General features: G+C 63.3%; 17 protein-coding genes. 7 read left to right on the forward strand and 10 right to left on the reverse strand.

The genetic code is table 11. The annotated features are described in order from the left end of the window. Window positions 1-54 precede the first annotated feature (54 nt). A complete protein-coding gene (locus ACEOAC_RS02905; RefSeq protein WP_413443950.1) occupies window positions 55-2,127 on the reverse strand; it encodes a UvrD-helicase domain-containing protein in 2,073 nt (690 codons plus the stop codon). A gap of 156 nt (window positions 2,128-2,283) precedes the next feature. On the opposite strand from ACEOAC_RS02905, the gene ACEOAC_RS02910 reads away from it, so the two are divergent. Continuing rightward, window positions 2,284-2,754 carry an SRPBCC family protein gene (locus ACEOAC_RS02910; RefSeq protein ID WP_413443949.1) on the forward strand — a complete coding sequence of 157 codons (471 nt, stop codon included), beginning with the start codon at window positions 2,284-2,286 and terminating at the stop codon, window positions 2,752-2,754. An 89-nt stretch (window positions 2,755-2,843) separates the two neighbouring features. Here ACEOAC_RS02910 and ACEOAC_RS02915 read toward each other — a convergent pair whose 3' ends face one another. Next, a complete protein-coding gene (locus tag ACEOAC_RS02915) occupies window positions 2,844-3,911 on the reverse strand; it encodes a YeiH family protein (protein WP_241811237.1) in 1,068 nt (355 codons plus the stop codon). A gap of 174 nt (window positions 3,912-4,085) precedes the next feature. Between ACEOAC_RS02915 and ACEOAC_RS02920 the strand changes: the two genes are divergently transcribed. Beyond that, the gene (locus tag ACEOAC_RS02920; protein WP_234294807.1) at window positions 4,086-4,985 is read left to right on the forward strand and encodes a LysR family transcriptional regulator; all 900 of its coding nucleotides are present in this window, start codon (window positions 4,086-4,088) and stop codon (window positions 4,983-4,985) included. Window positions 4,986-5,006: 21 nt separating this feature from the next. Here the strand turns inward: ACEOAC_RS02920 and ACEOAC_RS02925 are convergent, their stop codons facing one another. Then, window positions 5,007-5,492, reverse strand: a complete 486-nt coding sequence (locus ACEOAC_RS02925) for an asparaginase domain-containing protein (protein ID WP_241811236.1) — start codon at window positions 5,490-5,492, stop codon at window positions 5,007-5,009. Between the two features lie 226 nt (window positions 5,493-5,718). Here ACEOAC_RS02925 and ACEOAC_RS02930 point away from each other — a divergent pair, with 226 nt between their 5' ends. Continuing rightward, window positions 5,719-6,483, forward strand: a complete 765-nt coding sequence (locus ACEOAC_RS02930; protein ID WP_102662800.1) for an L-asparaginase — start codon at window positions 5,719-5,721, stop codon at window positions 6,481-6,483. Here ACEOAC_RS02930 and ACEOAC_RS02935 read toward each other — a convergent pair. Beyond that, complete coding sequence (locus tag ACEOAC_RS02935) at window positions 6,461-7,447, reverse strand: D-2-hydroxyacid dehydrogenase family protein (protein ID WP_006461393.1); 987 nt, start codon at window positions 7,445-7,447, stop codon at window positions 6,461-6,463. The genes ACEOAC_RS02930 and ACEOAC_RS02935 overlap by 23 nt on opposite strands. A 101-nt stretch (window positions 7,448-7,548) precedes the next feature. After that, a complete protein-coding gene (locus ACEOAC_RS02940; protein ID WP_413443948.1) occupies window positions 7,549-8,559 on the reverse strand; it encodes a zinc-dependent alcohol dehydrogenase family protein in 1,011 nt (336 codons plus the stop codon). Window positions 8,560-8,765: 206 nt separating this feature from the next. Between ACEOAC_RS02940 and ACEOAC_RS02945 the strand changes: the two genes are divergently transcribed. Further along, window positions 8,766-9,656, forward strand: a complete 891-nt coding sequence (locus tag ACEOAC_RS02945) for a LysR family transcriptional regulator (RefSeq protein ID WP_413443947.1) — start codon at window positions 8,766-8,768, stop codon at window positions 9,654-9,656. Between the two features lie 386 nt (window positions 9,657-10,042). Beyond that, entirely contained in the window at window positions 10,043-11,911 is a 1,869-nt protein-coding gene (locus ACEOAC_RS02950; protein ID WP_234294803.1) for a phosphoenolpyruvate carboxykinase (GTP), read from the forward strand. 89 nt (window positions 11,912-12,000) lie between these two features. Here ACEOAC_RS02950 and ACEOAC_RS02955 read toward each other — a convergent pair whose 3' ends face one another. Continuing rightward, window positions 12,001-12,444 (reverse strand): acyl-CoA thioesterase, encoded by a 444-nt coding sequence (locus tag ACEOAC_RS02955; RefSeq protein ID WP_413443946.1) that lies wholly within the window; start codon window positions 12,442-12,444, stop codon window positions 12,001-12,003. A gap of 363 nt (window positions 12,445-12,807) precedes the next feature. Between ACEOAC_RS02955 and ahpC the strand changes: the two genes are divergently transcribed. Together ahpC and ahpF are read left to right on the forward strand one after the other, a co-directional pair. Then, a complete protein-coding gene (gene ahpC / locus ACEOAC_RS02960) occupies window positions 12,808-13,371 on the forward strand; it encodes an alkyl hydroperoxide reductase subunit C (RefSeq protein WP_006461404.1) in 564 nt (187 codons plus the stop codon). A gap of 240 nt (window positions 13,372-13,611) precedes the next feature. Next, complete coding sequence (gene ahpF, locus ACEOAC_RS02965; protein ID WP_006461406.1) at window positions 13,612-15,213, forward strand: alkyl hydroperoxide reductase subunit F; 1,602 nt, start codon at window positions 13,612-13,614, stop codon at window positions 15,211-15,213. Window positions 15,214-15,401: 188 nt separating this feature from the next. Here ahpF and ACEOAC_RS02970 read toward each other — a convergent pair whose 3' ends face one another. The 4 genes from ACEOAC_RS02970 to ACEOAC_RS02985 all read right to left on the reverse strand — a co-directional run bounded on the left by ACEOAC_RS02970 (window position 15,402) and on the right by ACEOAC_RS02985 (window position 19,069). Continuing rightward, a complete protein-coding gene (locus ACEOAC_RS02970; protein ID WP_241811233.1) occupies window positions 15,402-16,556 on the reverse strand; it encodes a D-alanyl-D-alanine carboxypeptidase family protein in 1,155 nt (384 codons plus the stop codon). Between the two features lie 265 nt (window positions 16,557-16,821). Next, on the reverse strand, window positions 16,822-17,484 hold the full coding sequence (locus tag ACEOAC_RS02975) for an alpha/beta hydrolase (RefSeq protein WP_413443945.1): 663 nt from the start codon (window positions 17,482-17,484) through the stop codon (window positions 16,822-16,824). Window positions 17,485-17,518: 34 nt separating this feature from the next. Beyond that, entirely contained in the window at window positions 17,519-17,839 is a 321-nt protein-coding gene (locus ACEOAC_RS02980; protein WP_006461409.1) for a (2Fe-2S) ferredoxin domain-containing protein, read from the reverse strand. 69 nt (window positions 17,840-17,908) lie between these two features. Beyond that, the gene (locus ACEOAC_RS02985) at window positions 17,909-19,069 is read right to left on the reverse strand and encodes a VanZ family protein (protein WP_413443944.1); all 1,161 of its coding nucleotides are present in this window, start codon (window positions 19,067-19,069) and stop codon (window positions 17,909-17,911) included. Between the last annotated feature and the right edge of the window lie 56 nt (window positions 19,070-19,125).

A 19,125-nucleotide genomic window follows, 5' to 3' on the forward strand; every position in this document is an offset into this window, starting at 1 on the left:
TGTGCGTGTGGACGACATTTTTGCCACGTTTTGAACACTCTGGCGCGGCCAGGCTCAACTTCCTTCCGGCGTCGGACGAGGTTTCTGCAACAAGGCCTTCAGATTGGCCAGCCGCGCCTGGGGCGTGATCTTTTCACTTTCCTGCGGCACCGCCTCGCCTTCGTCCAGCCGCATCTCCTTCACGAAGCGCGAAATCTGGCACTCGATCACTTCCTTGGCGCGCTTGCGGCGCTTGCACCAGGACAGGTGCAGCGAGCGCTGGGCGCGGGTGATGCCGACATACATCAACCGGCGTTCTTCTTCCACGCGTGCGGCGGCGGCTTCGGGCGGGGTATCGGGGTCGCCCTTGTGGGGCAGAATGCCTTCTTCCACACCCACCAGGAAGACGTGCGGAAACTCCAGTCCCTTGGAGGCGTGCAGGGTCGACATGCGCACCGCATCCTGCTCTTCATCGCGGCCTTCGAGCATGCTCATCAGGGCCACCATCTGGGTGATCTCCAGCAGGTTCTTTTCCTCGCCGTCGCCATCGCGGCCGCCGCAGGCGCGTTCCTTCAGCCAGTTGATGAAGTCCACCACGTTCTGCCAGCGTGCCTGGGCGGCGCGCTCCTCGAAGCTGTCATAGAGGTAGAACTCGTAGTTGATGGCCTCCATCATGTCGTCCAGCACGCGGCCGGCCTCGGCACCGCTGCCGGAGGGGCCGGGGCGGGTGGCACGCGATTCCAGGGCGTTGATGAAGTCGCAGAACTTGCGCAGCGGCAGCAGCTGGCGGTCGGTCAGCTTGTCTTCCAGGCCGCCCTTGTAGACGGCCTCGAACAGCGAGCACTGCCACTGCCCGGCCAGCGTACCCAGCACTTCCAGTGTGGCCTGGCCGACGCCCCGGCGCGGGGTAGTGACGGCGCGGATGAAGGCGGGGTCGTCATCCTGGTTGGCGATCAGGCGCAGGTACGCAATGATGTCCTTGATCTCGGCGCGGTCGAAGTAGCTCTGTCCGCCCGACATGACGTAGGGAATGCGTTCGCGCCGCAGCGATTTTTCCAGGATGCGGGCCTGGTGGTTGCCGCGGTACAGGATGGCGTAGTCGGCGAACTTGGCGCGCCGTTCGAAGCGGTGCGCCGAGAGGGTGATGGCGATCTGGTCGGCCTCGGCTTCCTCGTCATCCATGGCCATCACGCTGATCGGATCGCCCAGACCGTGTTCCGACCACAGGGTCTTGTCGAACAGCTTTGGGTTGTTGGAAATGACCGCATTGGCCGCCTGCAGGATGCGCGTGCTGGAGCGGTAGTTCTGTTCCAGCTTGATCAGGTGCAGGTTGGGGAAGTCCACACCCAGCAGTTTGAGGTTTTCGATGGTGGCGCCGCGCCAGGCATAGATGGCCTGGTCGTCGTCGCCCACGGCGGTGAACATGGGCTTCTTGCCCACGCCGGTGACCAGCAGCTTGACCAGTTCGTACTGGCAGGTGTTGGTGTCCTGGTATTCATCGATGAGCAGATAGCGCAGCTTGCGCTGCCAGCGGTCGCGTACTTCCTCGTTGCTGCGGAACAGTTCCACCGGCAGGCGGATCAGGTCGTCGAAGTCCACTGCCTGGTAGGCCTTGAGCGTGGCGACATAGCTGCGATAGATGCGGGCCGCCTGGGCCTCGTCCTCGGTACGGGCGTTCTTCTCGGCCAGTGCCGGATCGACCAGGCCGTTCTTCCACAGCGAGATGGCGTTCTGGATGCCGCGGATGATGGCCTTGTCGGTGGTCACCGCCAGTTCTTGCACCAGGGAAAAACAATCGTCGCTGTCCATGATTGAAAAGCGGTCCTTCAGCCCCAGATGCTTGGACTCCTGCCGCAGTATCTTCACCCCCAGCGAGTGGAAGGTCGAGACCGTGAGGTGCTTGGCCTGTTTCGGGTCCTTCAACAGCTTGGCGATACGCTCCTGCATTTCCAGCGCAGCCTTGTTGGTGAAGGTCAGCGCGGCGATGTTGCGCGATTCGTAACCGCAGTTCTCGATCAGGTGTGCGATCTTCTGCGTGATCACCCGGGTCTTGCCCGAGCCGGCCCCGGCCAGCACCAGGCAAGGTCCGGCCATGTAGTGGACGGCTTCGCTTTGTGGCTTGTTCAGGCCGAAAGAAGGGGCGGACATACGGAGGGTATCGGCGGCGGCAGGGGGTGGAAAAGAGGCGCCATTGTAGCAGTCCGCCTGCAGCCCGGCCGCTTCAGGTCGCTACCGGCGGGCCGGCCCTGTGGGACAATGCGCGCATGGGCTCACCCAGCGTGGCCAGACTAAACGAGTGCAAACATGAAATTCAATCACCTCATCCAGATCAACGATCCGCTCAACCCGTTGATCGACACCCTGAGCCGCGACGAGCTGTGGCATGGCCTGGTCCTGCGGGCGGAGTCGCCGCGCCTGTTCATGCCGCACCTGGACGAGTGCCGCCTGTCCGGCAAGAGCCTGGACGGCGTGCATCGCGAGTTGCGCTATGGCGAACTGGTGATCATCGACAAGGTGAGCTACCTGCCGCAGATCCAGGTGCTCTACGAAGTGCCGGCGCAGGGTGACATCCCGGCCTCGCGCATGAGCATGACCATCGAGGAGCCGCAGGCCGAGGTGCTGTTCGTGCGCTTCGAGTACGACGATGGCAAGCCGGCCGATATCGATGGTTCCGAAGCCTTCTACGACAATTTCCGGCGCCAGGCCTATCAGGAGGCCGATATCGATACGATACGCATCATCCGTGAATTGTCCCAGCGCGGCGGCTTGCACTGAGTGACGTCCCCTGTCTGGCAGTCATTTCCGCATGCGAAAAGCGCGGCTCCCCAGGGAGACCGCGCTTTTTTTCAGTCTGGTGCCAACACTCAGGCCAGCAAGCGTCCCAGTGCGCCGTTGACCAGTGCGCCGCCGATCACCAGCCAGGCGAACAGCACGGCACCCAGGATCATCGGCTTGATGCCGGCGCTGCGCAGGGCCGAGAGGTGGGTGGACAGACCCAGGGCGGCCATGGCCATGGCCAGCATCAGGGTATCGATCTGCAGCAGCACCTGGTTGACCTGGGCCGGCAGCGGGAAGAAGGAGTTGAAGATCACCACGCCGATGAAGGCAAAGGCAAACCAGGGAATGGACAGCTTGCGCTGCTGGTGCGACTGGTGCGGTTGGTGTTGCTGACCCGAGCTGCGCGGAGCGACCCGCATCGACAGCATCAGCAGGAAGGGCGCCAGCATCATCACGCGGACCATCTTGGTGATCACCGCCACGTCGGCCGTATGCTGGTCGATGGAGCGCGCTGCAGCCAGCACTTGCGCCACTTCATGGACGGTGGAGCCGATGTAGACGCCGAAGTCCGGCAGGCGCAGGCCCCAGACCGGTTCGGCCTGCAAGGTGTAGAGCAGCGGATAGAGGAAGATGGCCAGCGAGCCGAAGATCACCACCGTCGATACCGCCACGGTGACTTCTTCGCTGCGTGCTCGCAGTACCGGTTCGGTTGCCATCACCGCGGCCGCGCCACAGATCGAGCTGCCGGCGCCGATCAGCAACGCGGCATCGCGATCCAGCTTCAGCACCCGGGTACCGACCAGCCAGGCCAGGCCGAAGGTGGAAAGCAGCATGGCCGCATCGATCACCACCCCGGAGATGCCGACATGGGCGATGTCCTGGAAGGTCAGGCGAAAGCCGTACAGGATGATGCCGGCGCGCAGCAGCGTCTGCTTGGAAAAGCGCACGCCCTCGCCACAGTAGGCGCCCATGCGCGCATAGACGGTGTTGCCCAGGATGATGCCCAGCACGATGGCCACCGTCAGGGCCGAAAAGCCGTGGTTCTGCAGCCAGGCGATATCGCCCAGGCGCATGGCGACCCACGCCACCGCGCCCGAGAGGACGATGCCGGCCAGCGCGGGATGCAGGGGGGAAGTTTGGGTTGCGGTACGCATGATGCTCTCCACACAGGATGTGTTCGATAGATCAGTTCGGTTGATGGAGTGCACTGTACGTGGGCTGGATGTAAAAGAAAAACGCGTTGTTTTGCTAATATCTACCTGTTAAATGGGTAGATTGATGGTGGCTCCCGGGCGCCGGGAATGCACTTGGTGGATATTGGGGAAAATATGCGGATCACACTCAGGCAATTGCAGATCTTCCTGGCCGTGGCCCAGTCGGGTTCGACCACGGCCGCAGCCGGGCTGGTCGCCTTGTCGCAATCGGCGGCCAGCGCTTCACTCAATGAGCTGGAGAGTCTGCTGGGAGTGCAGCTGTTCGACCGTGTCGGCAAGCGGCTGGTCTTGAACGACAGCGGACGGCAGCTGCTGCCGCAGGCACGCCACATGCTGGACGCCGCCCATACCATCGAGCGCCAGTTCAACGACCCGGCCTCCGGCAGCGAGCTGCATCTGGGGGCCTCCACCACCATTGGCAGCTATCTGTTGCCGGCCATGATCGCGGCCTATCGCCGGGATCACACCGGTGCACGGGTACGGGCGCTGGTGGCCAATACGGCCGACATCGTCGATGCGGTGGTCAATTTCGAGGTCGATGCCGGCCTGATCGAAGGCCCCTGCCACGCCGATGACGTGCAGGTCGAACCGTGGATGATGGACGAGCTGATCGTGGTGGCCGCGCCCGCGCATCCCATTGTCACGGGCGGGCGCAAGATCACGCTGAAGATGTTGCGCGAGGCCGACTGGCTCTTGCGCGAGGCCGGTTCAGGCACGCGCGAGGCGGTCGAGCATGCCTTGATTCCCTATCTGCATCACTTGCCGTCGTCGTTCGAATTCGGCAATTCTGAGGCCATCAAGCGCGCTACCGCCGAGGGTTTGGGTATCAGTTGCCTGTCGCGCTCGGTGGTGGAGGACCTGATCGAGTCCGGCAAGCTGGTCGAACTGGAGACCCCATTGCCGACCTTGCGCCGCCATTTCTACATGGTCGTCAGCCGGCACCGGGCTGCTTCGCCCAGCCTGGCGGCGCTGTTGTCGTTCTGTCGGGAGTGGGCGCAGCAGCAACCCCGCTAGCGCAGGGCGGCCGGTACCATTTCAGATCGGCTCGAAGACGCCGGCACTGCGGTTCTTGGCGACCTTGTTCCAGGCGAAGATGCGTCCATTCATCGCCACATACACACCCGGTGGCAGCACTTGCGCCACGCCGCAGGCGAAGCCGAAATTGAACAGGGCATCGGAGTTGGCGATCTCGTAGGGGATCATGGCGCCGGTCAGCACCACGGTCTTGTCGGTCAGCGCCTGGCCCAGCACCTGGGCGGTCTGCTGCATGGTATCGGTGCCGTGCACGATGACAATGGCCTGTTGCTGCGAGGCCTGGCAGGCCGCCAGCACGCGCTGGCGATCGCCATCCTGCATCTCCAGCGAATCGAGCAGGCTCAGGATTTCGAGGGACACTTCGGTGGTGATGCGGGCACGGGCGATGACGTCCGGCAGGTGGCTTTCGCCGAAGCCAAGCTGGCCTGCGATTTCGTCATAGTGCTTGTCGAAGGTGCCGCCGGTGGCGATGATGCGCAGGCTCATGGTCTTCCTATCTTCCAACTGGTCAAAAAATCGAGAAATCGAGAAAAGGGTGTTCCGGGGATCAAGCAAGGAACGCTCCAATGGCGCGGGGAACGGCAGTTCCGGCACGGGCCAGCCGCTATCTTACACGCAGCCGCGGCTGTTTCCTGCCTGGTGCGACCGTGGCGCACGCGTTGCGGCCTGGTCGCCAATGCGATTCTGCAAGGACATCTATAATGGTTCGGATATGAAACCTTTGGCACCCGGCACCGTTATCTTCCACCGCCATCGCGGCTATGGCGTGATCGTGCTCGTCAACCTGTTGACGGGCTGGATTTCTGCACGTTTCGGCAGTGAAGTGCGTACGCTGGATCTGAACCTGTCCTCCGACGAAGTGCAGCACGCCGATGGCACGCCCATCCTGTTCCGTCGCACCCCGCCGGACCGCATGCCGCATGCCCGGCTCATGGAGATGGTGCGCGAACTGCATCGTGCCGGTTATCAGCGGCTCTATCTCTACAGCTGGCCCAAACCGTCCGGGCTGCACTGGCGCTGGCACCTGTTCAGCGGCCCGCGCAACTGGATCGAGCGGCCGTGGCGGGAGGGCTGGTATGGTTCGGGCGCCGATTACAACTTCAATCCGGTGCTGGGCTGGGGCGATGGGCCCTCGGCCTCGCCGCAGGAACTGGCACGCCTGCTGGCGCAGTTCGATCCGCACGGGCTGGCGCAGGCGCTGGGCGAGGACCAGGAGCACGCCAACTGGTTCGAGCTGGTGTGCGCCACCTTGTTGCCGGATTATGCGTTCAGCCTGGGCTGGCACTACAACGGCAGCATGCCGGAGCATCTGCCGGTCATTCCGGTGCGGCGCAATGTCCCGGAGTATGCGGGGCCACCGCTGCCATGGCCGCCGGGATGGCGGCATCTGTGGAAGTCAGGCGGCCCGATGCCGCAGTCGGCGTATCAGCCGCCGGTGCGCACCATTCATCGCATCACCCCAGAACCTCAGGATTGAGCACATTCGCGGGCGTGCCGGCGGCATAGTCCACGATGTTCCGGAAGGCGGCGCGGAAGTAGAGTTCGTAGCCGTCCTTTTCCACATACCCCAGGTGCGGGGTGGCCACCACGTTATCCATCTTCAGCAGGGGGGAGTCCACCGGCAAGGGTTCGCGCTCGAAGACATCGAGCCCGGCCAGGCCGGGGCGTCCTGCCGCCAGTGCGGCTTCCAGCGCGTCCGGCTCGACCAGCTCGGCGCGGCTGGTGTTGACGAAGCAGGCCGTTGGCTTCATCAGTGCCAGGTCGGCCGCCTTGACGATGCCGCGGGTGGCGTCGTTCAGGCGCAGGTGCAGGCTCAGTACATCGGCCTGGGCGAAGAAGGCTTCCTTGCTGGCAGCAGCCTGGTAGCCATCCTTGACTGCCTGTTCGCGGCTGGCCTCGCGGCCCCACACCAGCACCTGCATGCCGAAGGCGCGACCATAGCCTGCCACCATGCGACCGATCTTGCCGTAGCCCCAGATGCCCAGCGTGCGGCCCTTGAGTGCCGTGCCCAGCAGGTTCAGGTGCGGGGTGGGCGAGACCTGCTGCCAGGCACCGGCACGCAGCGCGCTGCAATACTGCGGCACCCGGCGCATGGCCGCCATGATCAGTGCCCAGGTCAGTTCGGCCGGCGCAGTCGGGTCGCCGACGCCTTCCACAATGGCGATGCCGCGTTCGGTGGCGGCAGCCACGTCGACATGGCCACTGACCTTGCCGGTCTGCGAGATCAGCTTGAGCAGGGGCAGCTTTTCCAGGACGGGTCGGGTCAGGGCAGTGCGTTCGCGGATCAGCACCACGGCGTCGAAGGGTGACAGGCGCGCCACCAGCTGGCCGGTGCCGCGGATGGTATTGGTGAATACCTTGACGTCGTGACCGTCGAGCAGGCTGAAGCAATCGAGGTGGCGTACTACATCCTGGTAGTCGTCGAGGATGGCGATCTTCATGGGGGGCTCCGTGGCAGTCTTGCGGGGCTGCGCCGGCCAGGTGGGTGGCCGGCGTGGGCGTCCATCATAAAGCGATTGCCAGGATTCGGCACGAGCTGACCCTAGCGGGCGATATCGATGACCACCTTGCCCCGGGCCTGAGCTTCGCTGACCAGCGCGTGGGCCTGGTTGACCTGCTCCAGTGTAAAGCGATGCGTATCGGTGAGCACGCGCAACTGCCCGGCATCGACCATGCGGGCGGCCTCGGCCATGATCCGGCCGTGACGCGCACGCTCCTGCCCGGTCAGCAGCGGCAGCAGGGTGAAGACGCCCGAATAGCTGGCCGCCCGGAACGACAGCGGCGCCAGCTTGTGCACGCCCCAGCCCAGGCAGCTGACGACATGACCGAGGTAACGCCGGGCGGCCGCGAACGAGGCATCCAGGGTCGCGCCGCCGACGGTGTCGTAGATGACATCGAAGCCCTCGCCGCCGGTGTACTGCTGCACGTACTGCTCCACCTCCTGGGCGCGGTAGTCGATGGCGGTGGCGCCCAGGCTCTCGATCACGGTCTTCTGGTCGGCGCTGCCGGTGGCATAGACCTCGGCACCCAGGGCGACAGCGATCTGCACGGCCACGTGGCCCACGCCACCAGCGCCGCCGTGGATCAATACCTTCTGCCCTGGCTGCACGCGGGCGCGGTCAACCAGGCCTTCCCAGGCGGTGATGAACATCAGCGGCAGCGCGGCGGCTTCGCGCATGGACACCGTGCGGGGCTTGTGGGCCAGCAGATCGGCATCGAAGGCGGCGAACTGCGCCAGCGAACCGGGGACGCCACCGATGCCGCCGCTCATGCCGAAGACTTCGTCGCCGGGCGAAAATCGCGTTTCACCGGGCGCCACGGATTCGACCACGCCGGCCATGTCCATGCCGAGGATGGCCGGCAGGCGGGTCTGGGCGTGGGCGGCATTGCCGGCCTGGATCTTGGTATCGAGCGGGTTGACGCCGCTGGCAGCGATGCGTACCAGCACCTGGCCGGGACGCAGGCTGGGCGTTTCGATGTCGGTGATGTCGAGTGGTGCGCCGAAGCGGGTGAGGACGGCGGCTTGCATGGTGGCAGGGATGGCGTGGGTCATGATGGCTTCCTTGAGACTGGGTGGACGGGTGGATATCGCCATGCGCCAGGTGGCGGTGAGGTCGATGCACGCAGTCTAGGTAGCCCGGGCCAGCGGAAAAACCGGGCGCGACCGAAGTCAGAATTGCGGGGTTGCGGATAATCGCGGCGTCGTGAGGCCCTAGAATCTCGCTAACGGATGACGACAACCAAACCGGGGAGAAAAAGATGGACAGGCTGGACATGCTCAAGGTGTTCTGTACCGTGGTCGAGGCTGGCGCGTTCAGTCGGGCGGCCGAGAAACTGTCGATGTCGACCTCCTCGGTGACCACCCACGTCGCCGCCCTGGAGGCACATTTCAAGGTGCGGTTGCTCAACCGCACTACGCGCAGCATGTCGCTCACCGAAGAAGGCCGCCACTGCCACCAGCAGGCACTGCGACTGCTGGCGGACATGGGCGAGCTGGGGGCCGGCTTGCGTGCCTCCGATACCCGTCCGGCCGGTGTGCTGCGGGTCGACCTGCCCAGCGTCATCAGCCGCCGCTATGTGGCGCCCGCGCTGCCACGTTTCTTGCGCCAGTACCCGGAGCTGGAGCTGCGCATCACCGTCAGCGACCGCATGGTCGACATGGTGGAAGAAGGCGTGGACGTGCTGGTGCGCATCGGCGCGCTGGGCGACTCGGGGCTGGTGGCGCGCAAGCTGGCCGCGACCCGTTACCTGTGCTGCGCCGCGCCGGCCTTCCTGCAGCAATACGGCTGGCCGGAAACGCCCGACGCACTGGACCAGTTTGCCTGCCTGGGCTTTCTCAATCCGCGTACGCGCATGGTCCGGCCCTGGCGCTTCAGTCATGAGGGGAAGGAAAGCTCGCATATTCCCCGGGGCCTGGTGATGATGGATCACGTCGAGTCGATGGTGGCGGCCGCCCAGGCCGGTTGCGGCATCATCCAACAGATGTCGGTGACCCTTGCTCCGGCCTTGCAGGAGGGCAGTCTGCTACCGGTGCTGTCCGAATGGCAGGCGGCTGGTCCCGATATCGTCGCGCTCTACCAGCCCACACGTCGGGAAACCGCCAAGGTGAAAGTTTTTGTCGAATTTCTGCGCGAGATATTCACAACGTGAATGATGAATCGCCCGCAATCCCTCGCAAATCCAGTCTTCATGCGGTTTTTAACGAAATCGATGTTATGCGCCACAGTAATGAAAAAACAGAATTTTTTTGATTTGTAATTACCTACTACATAAGTCGGGTATTTTCCGCTACAAATTTGCGTAAATTCTTTTTTATCGGGGTACAATCGCTGCCACTTTCTTGCATTCTCGACTGTCGAAGAGTGAGCAAAACCCGCCGCCGTCCACGGTGACGGGCAAGGTGGCCGGCCTCGGCGAGGCGGTCGCCATCGACAAGACCGCCGTCTCGCAGCCTGATGTGAACACCCCATCGCCTGGAAACGACGATCCTGCCGTGCCAACCGAATTCATCAACTTAGTGGCATTGGAGGTAGCATATGAACCAACCCCTCATGGCAGGCATTCCCGCAGTGAACGCCCCCGCCTACGTCAAACACCAGAAACTGATCAACTGGGTCGCAGAAATCGCCGCGCTGACCAAGCCGGCTCGCATTTACTGGTGCGATGGCTCCCAGGAAGAATATGACCGCCTGTGCGGCGAGATGGTCGCCGCCGGTACCATGAAGAAGCTGAACGCCGAAAAGCGTCCCAACAGCTACCTGGCCTGCTCCGATCCGTCGGACGTGGCGCGCGTGGAAGACCGCACCTTCATCTGCTCCAGGAACAAGGAAGACGCCGGCCCGACCAACAACTGGACCGACCCGGCCGAGATGCGCCAGACCCTGAACGGCCTGTTCGATGGTTGCATGGCCGGCCGTACCCTGTACGTCGTGCCGTTCTCGATGGGCCCGCTGGGTTCGCCCATTGCCCACATCGGCGTGGAACTGTCGGATTCGCCCTATGTGGCGGTGAACATGCGCATCATGACCCGCATGGGCAAGGCGGTGTACGACGTGCTGGGCAGCGATGGCGAGTTCGTGCCTTGTGTGCACACCGTGGGCGCGCCGCTGGCCGCCGGGCAGAAGGACGTGCCCTGGCCGTGCAATGCCACCAAGTACATCGTGCACTACCCGGAAACCCGCGAAATCTGGTCCTTCGGCTCCGGCTACGGTGGCAACGCGCTGCTGGGCAAGAAGTGCTTCGCGCTGCGCATCGCTTCCACCATGGGCCGCGCCCAGGGCTGGCTGGCCGAGCACATGCTGATCCTGGGCGTGGAATCTCCGGAGGGCAAGAAGCATTACGTCGCAGCGGCCTTCCCCTCGGCCTGCGGCAAGACCAACTTCGCCATGCTGATCCCGCCCAAGGCCTTCGGCGGCTGGAAGGTCACTACCATCGGTGACGACATCGCCTGGATCAAGCCGGGTGCCGATGGCCGCCTGTATGCGATCAATCCGGAAGCCGGCTACTTTGGCGTGGCCCCGGGCACCAACGAGAAGAGCAACTACAACTGCATGGCCTCTGTCTCGGCCAATACCATCTTCACCAACGTGGCGCTGACCGATGACGGCGATGTCTGGTGGGAAGGCATGACCAAGGAAGCCCCGGCCCACCTGATCGACTGGCAGGGCAAGGACTGGACGCCGGAAATCGGCAAGGAAACCGGCCGCAAGGCGGCTCACCCGAACGCCCGCTTCACCGTCGCCGCCACCCAGAACCCGGTGATCGACCCGGCCTGGGATGATCCGGCCGGCGTGCCGATCTCGGCCTTCATCTTCGGCGGTCGCCGCTCCACCACCGTGCCGCTGGTGACCGAAGCCCGCAACTGGGTCGAAGGCGTCTACATGGCCGCCACCATGGGTTCGGAAACCACCGCTGCGGCTGTCGGTCAGCAGGGCGTGGTGCGTCGCGACCCGTTCGCCATGCTGCCCTTCGCCGGCTACAACATGAGCGAATATTTCCAGCACTGGCTGGACATCGGCAAGAAGATCGCCGCCTCCCCGGCCGAGCTGCCCAAGATCTACTGCGTCAACTGGTTCCGTACCGATGCCGACGGCAAGTTTGTCTGGCCGGGCTTTGGCGACAACATGCGCGTGCTGAAGTGGATGCTGGACCGCATCGAAGACCCGCAAGGCGTCAAGACCGGCGGTGTCGAGCACCTGTTTGGCGTCACCCCGCGCTTCGATGACCTGCAATGGGAAGGCCTGGACTTCAGCGCCGAGCAGTTCTCCACCATCACCTCCATCGACAAGGCCGCCTGGCTGAAGGAACTGGAGCTGCATGCGGAACTGTTCGACAAGCTCAAGCACAAGCTGCCGCCCGAACTGCAGGGCGTGAAGGACAAGCTGGAGAAGAAGCTGGCAGCCTAAGCTGACCGGCACGGAGAAGACGAGAGGCGCCTGCCGCAGCGATGCGGCAGGCGTTTTCTTTTGCGGATCAGCCTCGGATCAGCCGCGGATCAGCTCTGTATCAGGCCGGCCAGCGCCTGACGCAGCGCGGCCGGCAATTCCACCGGCCGCCGCGTAGCGCGATCCACATAGACATGCACGAAGTGGCCGCGTGCCGCCGTCAGCTCTTCGCCGGCCTTGAAGATACCCAGTTCGTAGCGCACGCTGCTGCGACCCATGTGTGCCACCCGCACGCCGACCTCGATCGCATCCGGAAAGGCGACTGACGCAAAATAATTGCAATGGGTTTCGATGACCAGGCCGATGACTTCCCCGTGCTCGATATCCAGCACGCCCTGTTGCACCAGGTAGTAGTTCACGGCGGTATCGAACCAGCTGTAGTAGACGACGTTGTTGACGTGACCATAGACGTCGTTATCCATCCAGCGCGTCTGGATCGGGTGGAAATGCGGAAAATCGGCGCGTTGGCCGGCTTGCGGTCGGGAATCACTCATCTCGGGCAGGGCGTCAGGATTGGTCGGCTTGTGCGGCTGCACAAGAACGGCAGGCTTGCAGTAACATTGCTCCCACTTTCGCTGCTCCCCGGTCAGACGTCGGCCGGAGCGTCGAAAGTGCTTCATCTTAAGCGATCGATATCGGATTTTGGCTCGCGTCGCGCTTGCATCTGCAGGCCGTGCCGCCATGTGATCCGGGTGCCCGGGCTGTTTGCCGGTCGCTGGCGAGTCCGATAGCCTCGCCTCTACGACTGATAGATAAATCCAATCAAAAGTATTGATTAAATAAAATTGATCTATTTTGTTTGGCGTTCTACTATTCAACCCATCGCTTCACTCAACCCCCCTTAAAAGGAAATCGACATGTCCCTGATCAACACCACTATCAAACCGTTCAAGGCAACTGCTTACCACGATGGCAAGTTCGTCGACATCACCGAAGCCACCCTGAAGGGCAAGTGGTCCGTGTTCGTGTTCTACCCGGCGGACTTCACCTTCGTGTGCCCGACCGAACTGGAAGATCTGGCCGACAACTACGCTGAATTCAAGAAGCTGGGCGTTGAAGTCTATGGCGTGTCCACCGACACCCACTTCGCCCACAAGGCATGGCACGACACCTCCGACGCCATCAAGAAGGTCCAGTACCCGCTGGTGGGCGACCCGACCGCTACCCTGGCACGCAACTTCGAAGTGCTGATCGAAGAAGAAGGCCTGGCACTGCGCGGCACCTTCGTGATCAATCCGGAAGGCGAAATCAAGGTCATGGAAGTGCATGACAACGGCATCGGCCGTGACGCTTCGGAACTGCTGCGCAAGGTCAAGGCTGCACAATACGTCGCCTCGCACCCGGGTGAAGTCTGCCCCGCCAAGTGGGAAGAAGGCGCTGCCACCCTGAAGCCGTCCCTGGATCTGGTCGGCAAGATTTAATTTCCGATTGGGCTACTGCGCGGCGCGATCTCTGCGCTGCGATGCTCACCGTACTCAAGTACGGTTGCGCTTCTCCCGCAGACCCCGGGCCGCTCGCTACGCCCACCCGGCAATTAAATTCAGCTAGAAATTATCCTGTAGTACCTGTCTGGAGCGGCCCCTTTGGGCCAGCGGCGGATCCCCACAAGGGCCAAGCCGTGCTCCAGAAGACTCGAATCTCCCAACTAGGAAGTAATCATCATGCTTGATGCCAATCTCAAGACCCAATTGAAGGCCTATCTGGAAAAGGTCAGCCACCCGATCGAGATCGTCGCGTCGCTCGATGATGGCGCCAAGTCCCGTGAGATGCAGGAACTCCTGCAGGAAATCGTGCTGCTGTCGGACCGCATCAAGCTGGTCGAGCAACGCGACTCCAGCGCGAACGCACGTACCCCGTCGTTCACACTGAACCGCCCCGGGACCGATATCAGCGTCGAATTCGCCGCGATCCCGATGGGCCACGAATTTACCTCCCTGGTGCTGGCCCTGCTGCAAGTGGGCGGGCACCCGATCAAGCTCGACGACAAGGTCATCGAGCAGATCAAGAACCTGGATGGTGACTACAGCTTTGAGACCTATGTCTCGCTGACCTGCCAGAACTGCCCGGAAGTCGTGCAGGCCCTGAACGTGATGTCCATCATCAACCCGCGCATCCGCTCGGTGACCATCGATGGCGCGCTGTTCCAGGGTGAAGTCGAGCAACGCCAGATCATGGCCGTGCCGACCGTGTACATGAACGGTGAAGTGTTCGGCCAGGGCCGTACCGGCGTGGAAGAAATCCTCGCCCGTCTGGACACCGGCGCCGCCGCCCGCAAGGGTGAGGAACTGAGCGCCAAGGAAGCCTACGACGTGCTCATCGTCGGCGGTGGTCCTGCTGGTGCAGCTGCTGCAATCTACGCCGCCCGCAAGGGTATCCGCACCGGTGTGGTGGCTGAGCGTTTCGGCGGCCAGGTACTCGATACGCTGGCGATCGAAAACTTCATCTCGGTGAAGGAAACCGAGGGCCCGCAATTTGCCACCGCGCTGGAACAGCACGTCAAGGCGTATGACGTCGACATCATGAACGTGCAACGCGCCGAGGCCCTGGTGCCGGGCGACAAGCTGATCGAAGTGAAGCTGGCCAACGGCGGCGTGTTGAAGGGCAAGACCGTGATCCTGTCCACCGGCGCCCGCTGGCGCAATGTGAACGTGCCGGGCGAGCAGGAATACAAGAACAAGGGCGTGGCCTATTGCCCGCACTGCGATGGTCCGCTGTTCAAGGGCAAGCGCGTGTCGGTGATCGGCGGTGGCAACTCGGGCGTGGAAGCGGCCATCGACCTGGCCGGTATCGTCGCCCATGTGACCCTGATCGAGTTCGCTGCTGAACTGAAGGCCGATGCAGTGCTGGTGCGCAAGCTGAAGAGCCTGCCCAATGTCACCATCGTGACCTCGGCGCAGACGACCGAGATCACCGGCGATGGCCAGCGCGTCAACGGCATCAGCTACAAGGAGCGTGACACCGGCGAGGTCAAGCACGTGGAACTGGAAGGTGTGTTCGTCCAGATCGGCCTGGTGCCCAATACCGAATGGCTGAAGGGAACACTGGCGCTGTCCAAGCATGGCGAGATCGAGATCGATGCCCGTGGCCAGACTTCGATTCCCGGCGTGTTTGCAGCGGGTGACGTGACCACCGTGCCGTTCAAGCAGATCGTCATCGCCGTGGGTGCTGGCGCCACTGCAGCCCTGTCGGCCTTCGATCACCTGATCCGCTCCTCGGCCGACGATGTCGCGCCGGCCGTGACCAAGGAAGCCGTGGCTGCCTGAGCATCATCGCAGTCCTGAACAAAACGCCACCGGTTCGATGCCGGTGGCGTTTTTGTTTGTGGGATGCCTGCATCGGAGTCGGCATCTCACGCATTTCACGCATCGCATGCCTACCCAGGAGGCATAAAAAAACGCCATCGATTGCTCGATGGCGTTTTGCTGGATGCCGAAGCGGCCGGAAGACCTGCTTACTTGAACATCAGGCGCAGCGAATCCCAGGCACGGCCGATGAAGCCGGCCGGACCCACCGATTCCAGGGCCACTACCGGCAGTTCTGCCACGGTCTTGTCATCGATGGTCACCTTCAGGGTACCGATCTTGGCGTTTTCCGAGATCGGAGCGATCAGCGGATCGTTGCGATCCAGCTTGGTCTTGACCTTGTCGGCGCTGCCCTTGGGGATGGTGATGTAGACATCGTTCTTGAAGCCGACCTTGATCTTGCCCTGCGAACCTTTCCATACGTCAGGCGTATCGACCGGCTGGCCCTTGGCGTACAGCTTGACGGCGTCGAAGTTCTGGAAGCCCCAGTTCAGCAGCTTCTGGCTTTCCTGCGTACGGACCTGGTCGGAGACGGTACCGATCACCACCGAGATCAGGCGGCGCTCGCCGTTGGGCACCGGGCGATGGGCCGAGGTGATCAGCGAATAGCCGGCGCTGGAAGTGTGACCGGTCTTCATGCCGTCCACCGTCGGGTCCAGCCACAGCAGGCGGTTGCGGTTGGGCTGGGTGATGTTGTTGTAGGTGAACTTCTTGACCGAGTAGTAGCGCTTGTAATAGTCGGGGAAGTCGTTGATCAGGTTGCGGCACAGGATCGAGAGGTCACGCGCGGTGGTATAGGTGTCCGCGCTGGGCAGGCCGTGCGGGTTGCTGAAGTGGGTATTGGTCAGGCCCTGGCGCTGGGCTTCGCGGTTCATCAACTGCACGAAGGCGTCTTCGGTGCCGGAGACCGCTTCGGCCACGGCCACGGCGGCATCATTGCCGGAGACCGAGATCAGACCGTACAGCAGGTTGTCGATGGAGACCGGCTTGTTGGGCTCGATGAACATCTTGGAGCTGCTCGGGTCGACCTTCCAGGCGTTGACCGAGACGCTGACTTCCTGTTCCAGGCTCAGGCGCTTGTCGCGCAGGGCGGCAAAGGCCAGGTAGGCGGTCATCAGCTTGGTCAGCGAGGCTGGCTCCACGCGGGTGTCCGGATCGGCGGAGGCGATCACCTGGTTGGCCGAGGCATCCAGCAGCAGCCAGCTCTTGGCAGCCACGGTAGGCGGCGGCAGACTCTGGGCGGAAGCGGTAAGGGCGGAAACGGAAAGGACGGTTGCGGCGAGCGCCGCGAGAAGCTTTTTCATCGGTGCCTAAGAAAAATTGCCAGCACGGGGGGACATCGTAGCTGTTGGTTTGAAAAGAGAGTAAGGCAGGGCAGGCTCAGTTTGAGGTGGCAGCGTGGCGAAGGCGCCGAGGACACCGGGCCGGCTGCACGCACTGAATTATAAACGTCATGTGGCTTCGTTCCCAATTGAATGGATCTTCACCCCGAAAATCCCCTCACGAAACCGGCATGGCGCCCTGTGCTTCACAGCGCCGCCGTGCCTTCGGGCCGTCGGTGAAAAACGCTCAGGCCTGAAGCTGCGCCGGGCGGCGATGCCAGCTTTCGACCACGACGTTTTTGATATGTTGCAGCTTGCGGTGAAAAAAGTGGTCCGATCCCGGAATGACGACTACCGGCAGTTCCTGCGGGCGGGCCCAGTCCAGTACGGCGGTCAGGGGAATGGTGTCGTCCTGCTCGCCGTGGATCAGGATGGTATTGGCCGGAGCCGGTGGCATGGGCCACTTGCCAGCGGCGGTGCCGACCAGCACCAGGCGCTCGGCAGCCGAGCCCGCGTCCTGTTGCAGCAGGCGCTGCTGCAGTTGGGCCTGGACGAAGGTACCGAAGGAAAATCCGCCCAGCGCCAGCGGCAGGCCCGGATACTGGTTGCGCATGTGTTGCAGCAGCAGGGCCATGTCGTCGGTCTCCCCGGCGCCATGGTCGTGCACGCCCTCGGACTTGCCCACGCCACGGAAATTCATGCGTACCGCCACATAGCCCAGCGCCAGGAAGGTGCGGGCCAGGGTTTGTGCGACCTTGTTGTCCATGGTTCCGCCATAGAGCGGGTGGGGATGGGCCACCAGGGCCAGGCCGACCGGGGCGGCGAAGAGTTCGGGGTCAGGCAGGTCGAGTGCGCATTCTAGCTGGCCGACGGCGCCTGCGATCATGAAATTCTGGGTGTGTGCGTTCATGTTGCTAGATTGCTAAACAGAGGGAGCGGAGAGGCTAGATCTTGAGGCGGTCGACTACCTTGCCACCGACGATGTGGCTGTCGATGATCTCGTCGATGTCTTCGTTATCGACGTAGGTGTACCAGGTACCCTGCGGGTAGATCACCACCACCGGGCCTTCTTCGCAGCGCTCCAGGCAGCCGGCCTTGTTGATGCGGACCTTGCCGGGTGCCGACAGGCCCAGTTGCTTGATGCGTTTCTTGGCATGTTCCTGGGCTGCCTGGGCGCCCTTGTCGGCACAGCAGGTGCGCTCGCCCGGCTTGCGCTGGTTCAGGCAGAAGAAGACGTGGTGTTCGTAGTAGGGTTGATCGCTCATGGATGAAGACCTCTGGACAGTGGCGACGCTGCCGGCGCGGGCCGGCAAAGCGTCAATGATACACCCCGCTCAGACTTGCCTGCGGTGCACCGGGTGGAACAGGAACCAGATCGCCAGGAAGGGCCACAGGACCGACAGGAACTGGGCGGCGCCGTCGAAGTTGAGGAACTTGCCCTGTACCCAGGTCTCCAGCGTGGAGAGGTAGTAGGGGTTGGCCGGTACGGCATTGGTCACCACCAGGCTCAGGATCAGCGCCAGCGCGGCGACGCGTCGCTGTGCCGTGGGGGGCGCCCAGGTCAGGCCGGCGATCATCAGGGTGCCCAGCATGATCCCGCCCACGGCGCTGGGCGAAATCCAGATGAAGGCATTCTGGGGCGCGAAGAATAGCGCGCAGGCTAGCGACTTGGCGGCGATGCAGGCCAGCAGGTACAGCGCCACCAGCCGCCGTCGTGGCGCCTGCCTGCGCAACAGCAGCAGGAACAGCAAGGCGGCCCCGGTCAGGCCGCAGGCGGTGACGATGACGTCGGCCAGCCAGTACTGCTCGGCACTGAGCTGGGCGCTGTTGAGCCAGGTGGTGGCCAGGTCGATGGGGGTATCGAGCAGGTCGGAAAAGAAGGCCGACAAGGGTGGCACCAGATGACCCAGGCCGAACAGGTGGTTCTGGGGATAGATCAGCGCCAGCGGCCACAGGCCCGCCACCGCCAGTCCGCGGCTGGCTTCACCCGAGAACCAGCGCCGCCGTACCAGCAGGAAGCGGCTCTCGTGCAGGAAATAGCGACTGCAGAGCGCTCCCAGTACGGCGCCCAGTGCGGCCCCGGCGGAGTTGGTCAGGAGATCGAGGTTGGAAGGCACGCGGGTCGGCAGGTAGGTCTGCACCGCCTCCATGCAGGCCGACAGCAGCGCCCCGCCCAGCATGGCCGGCCATACGGCCCACCACGGCCGGATGCGCGGATACATGGCCAGCACCAGCAGCGCTCCCAGGGGCGCGTAGCCGGCGACATTGGTCCAGACGTCGAAGGCGGTCCAGTAATAGGGTAGCCGCGCGCCCAGGTAGTCGAAGGGTTTGATGCCCATGTCGCGCCAGCCGCTGAAGGGGTACCAGCTGGCGTAGACGATCAGCACGGCATAGACCAGCAGGCTGACCCGCGCAAAGGAAGACGCGGTCGGCGCAGCAGGAGCGCGGGTGCGGTTGGCCTCGCTGTTGGCGGCGGAATCGGTTGGAGCTGGCATGCGCCAGAGGGTAACCGATTTCGCGGGCCGCCGCCCCTGCCGTCCCTACTGCCCCT

It is taken from the genome of Herbaspirillum frisingense, from assembly GCF_047325095.1.
Classification (GTDB): Bacteria; Pseudomonadota; Gammaproteobacteria; order Burkholderiales; family Burkholderiaceae_D; genus Herbaspirillum; species Herbaspirillum frisingense.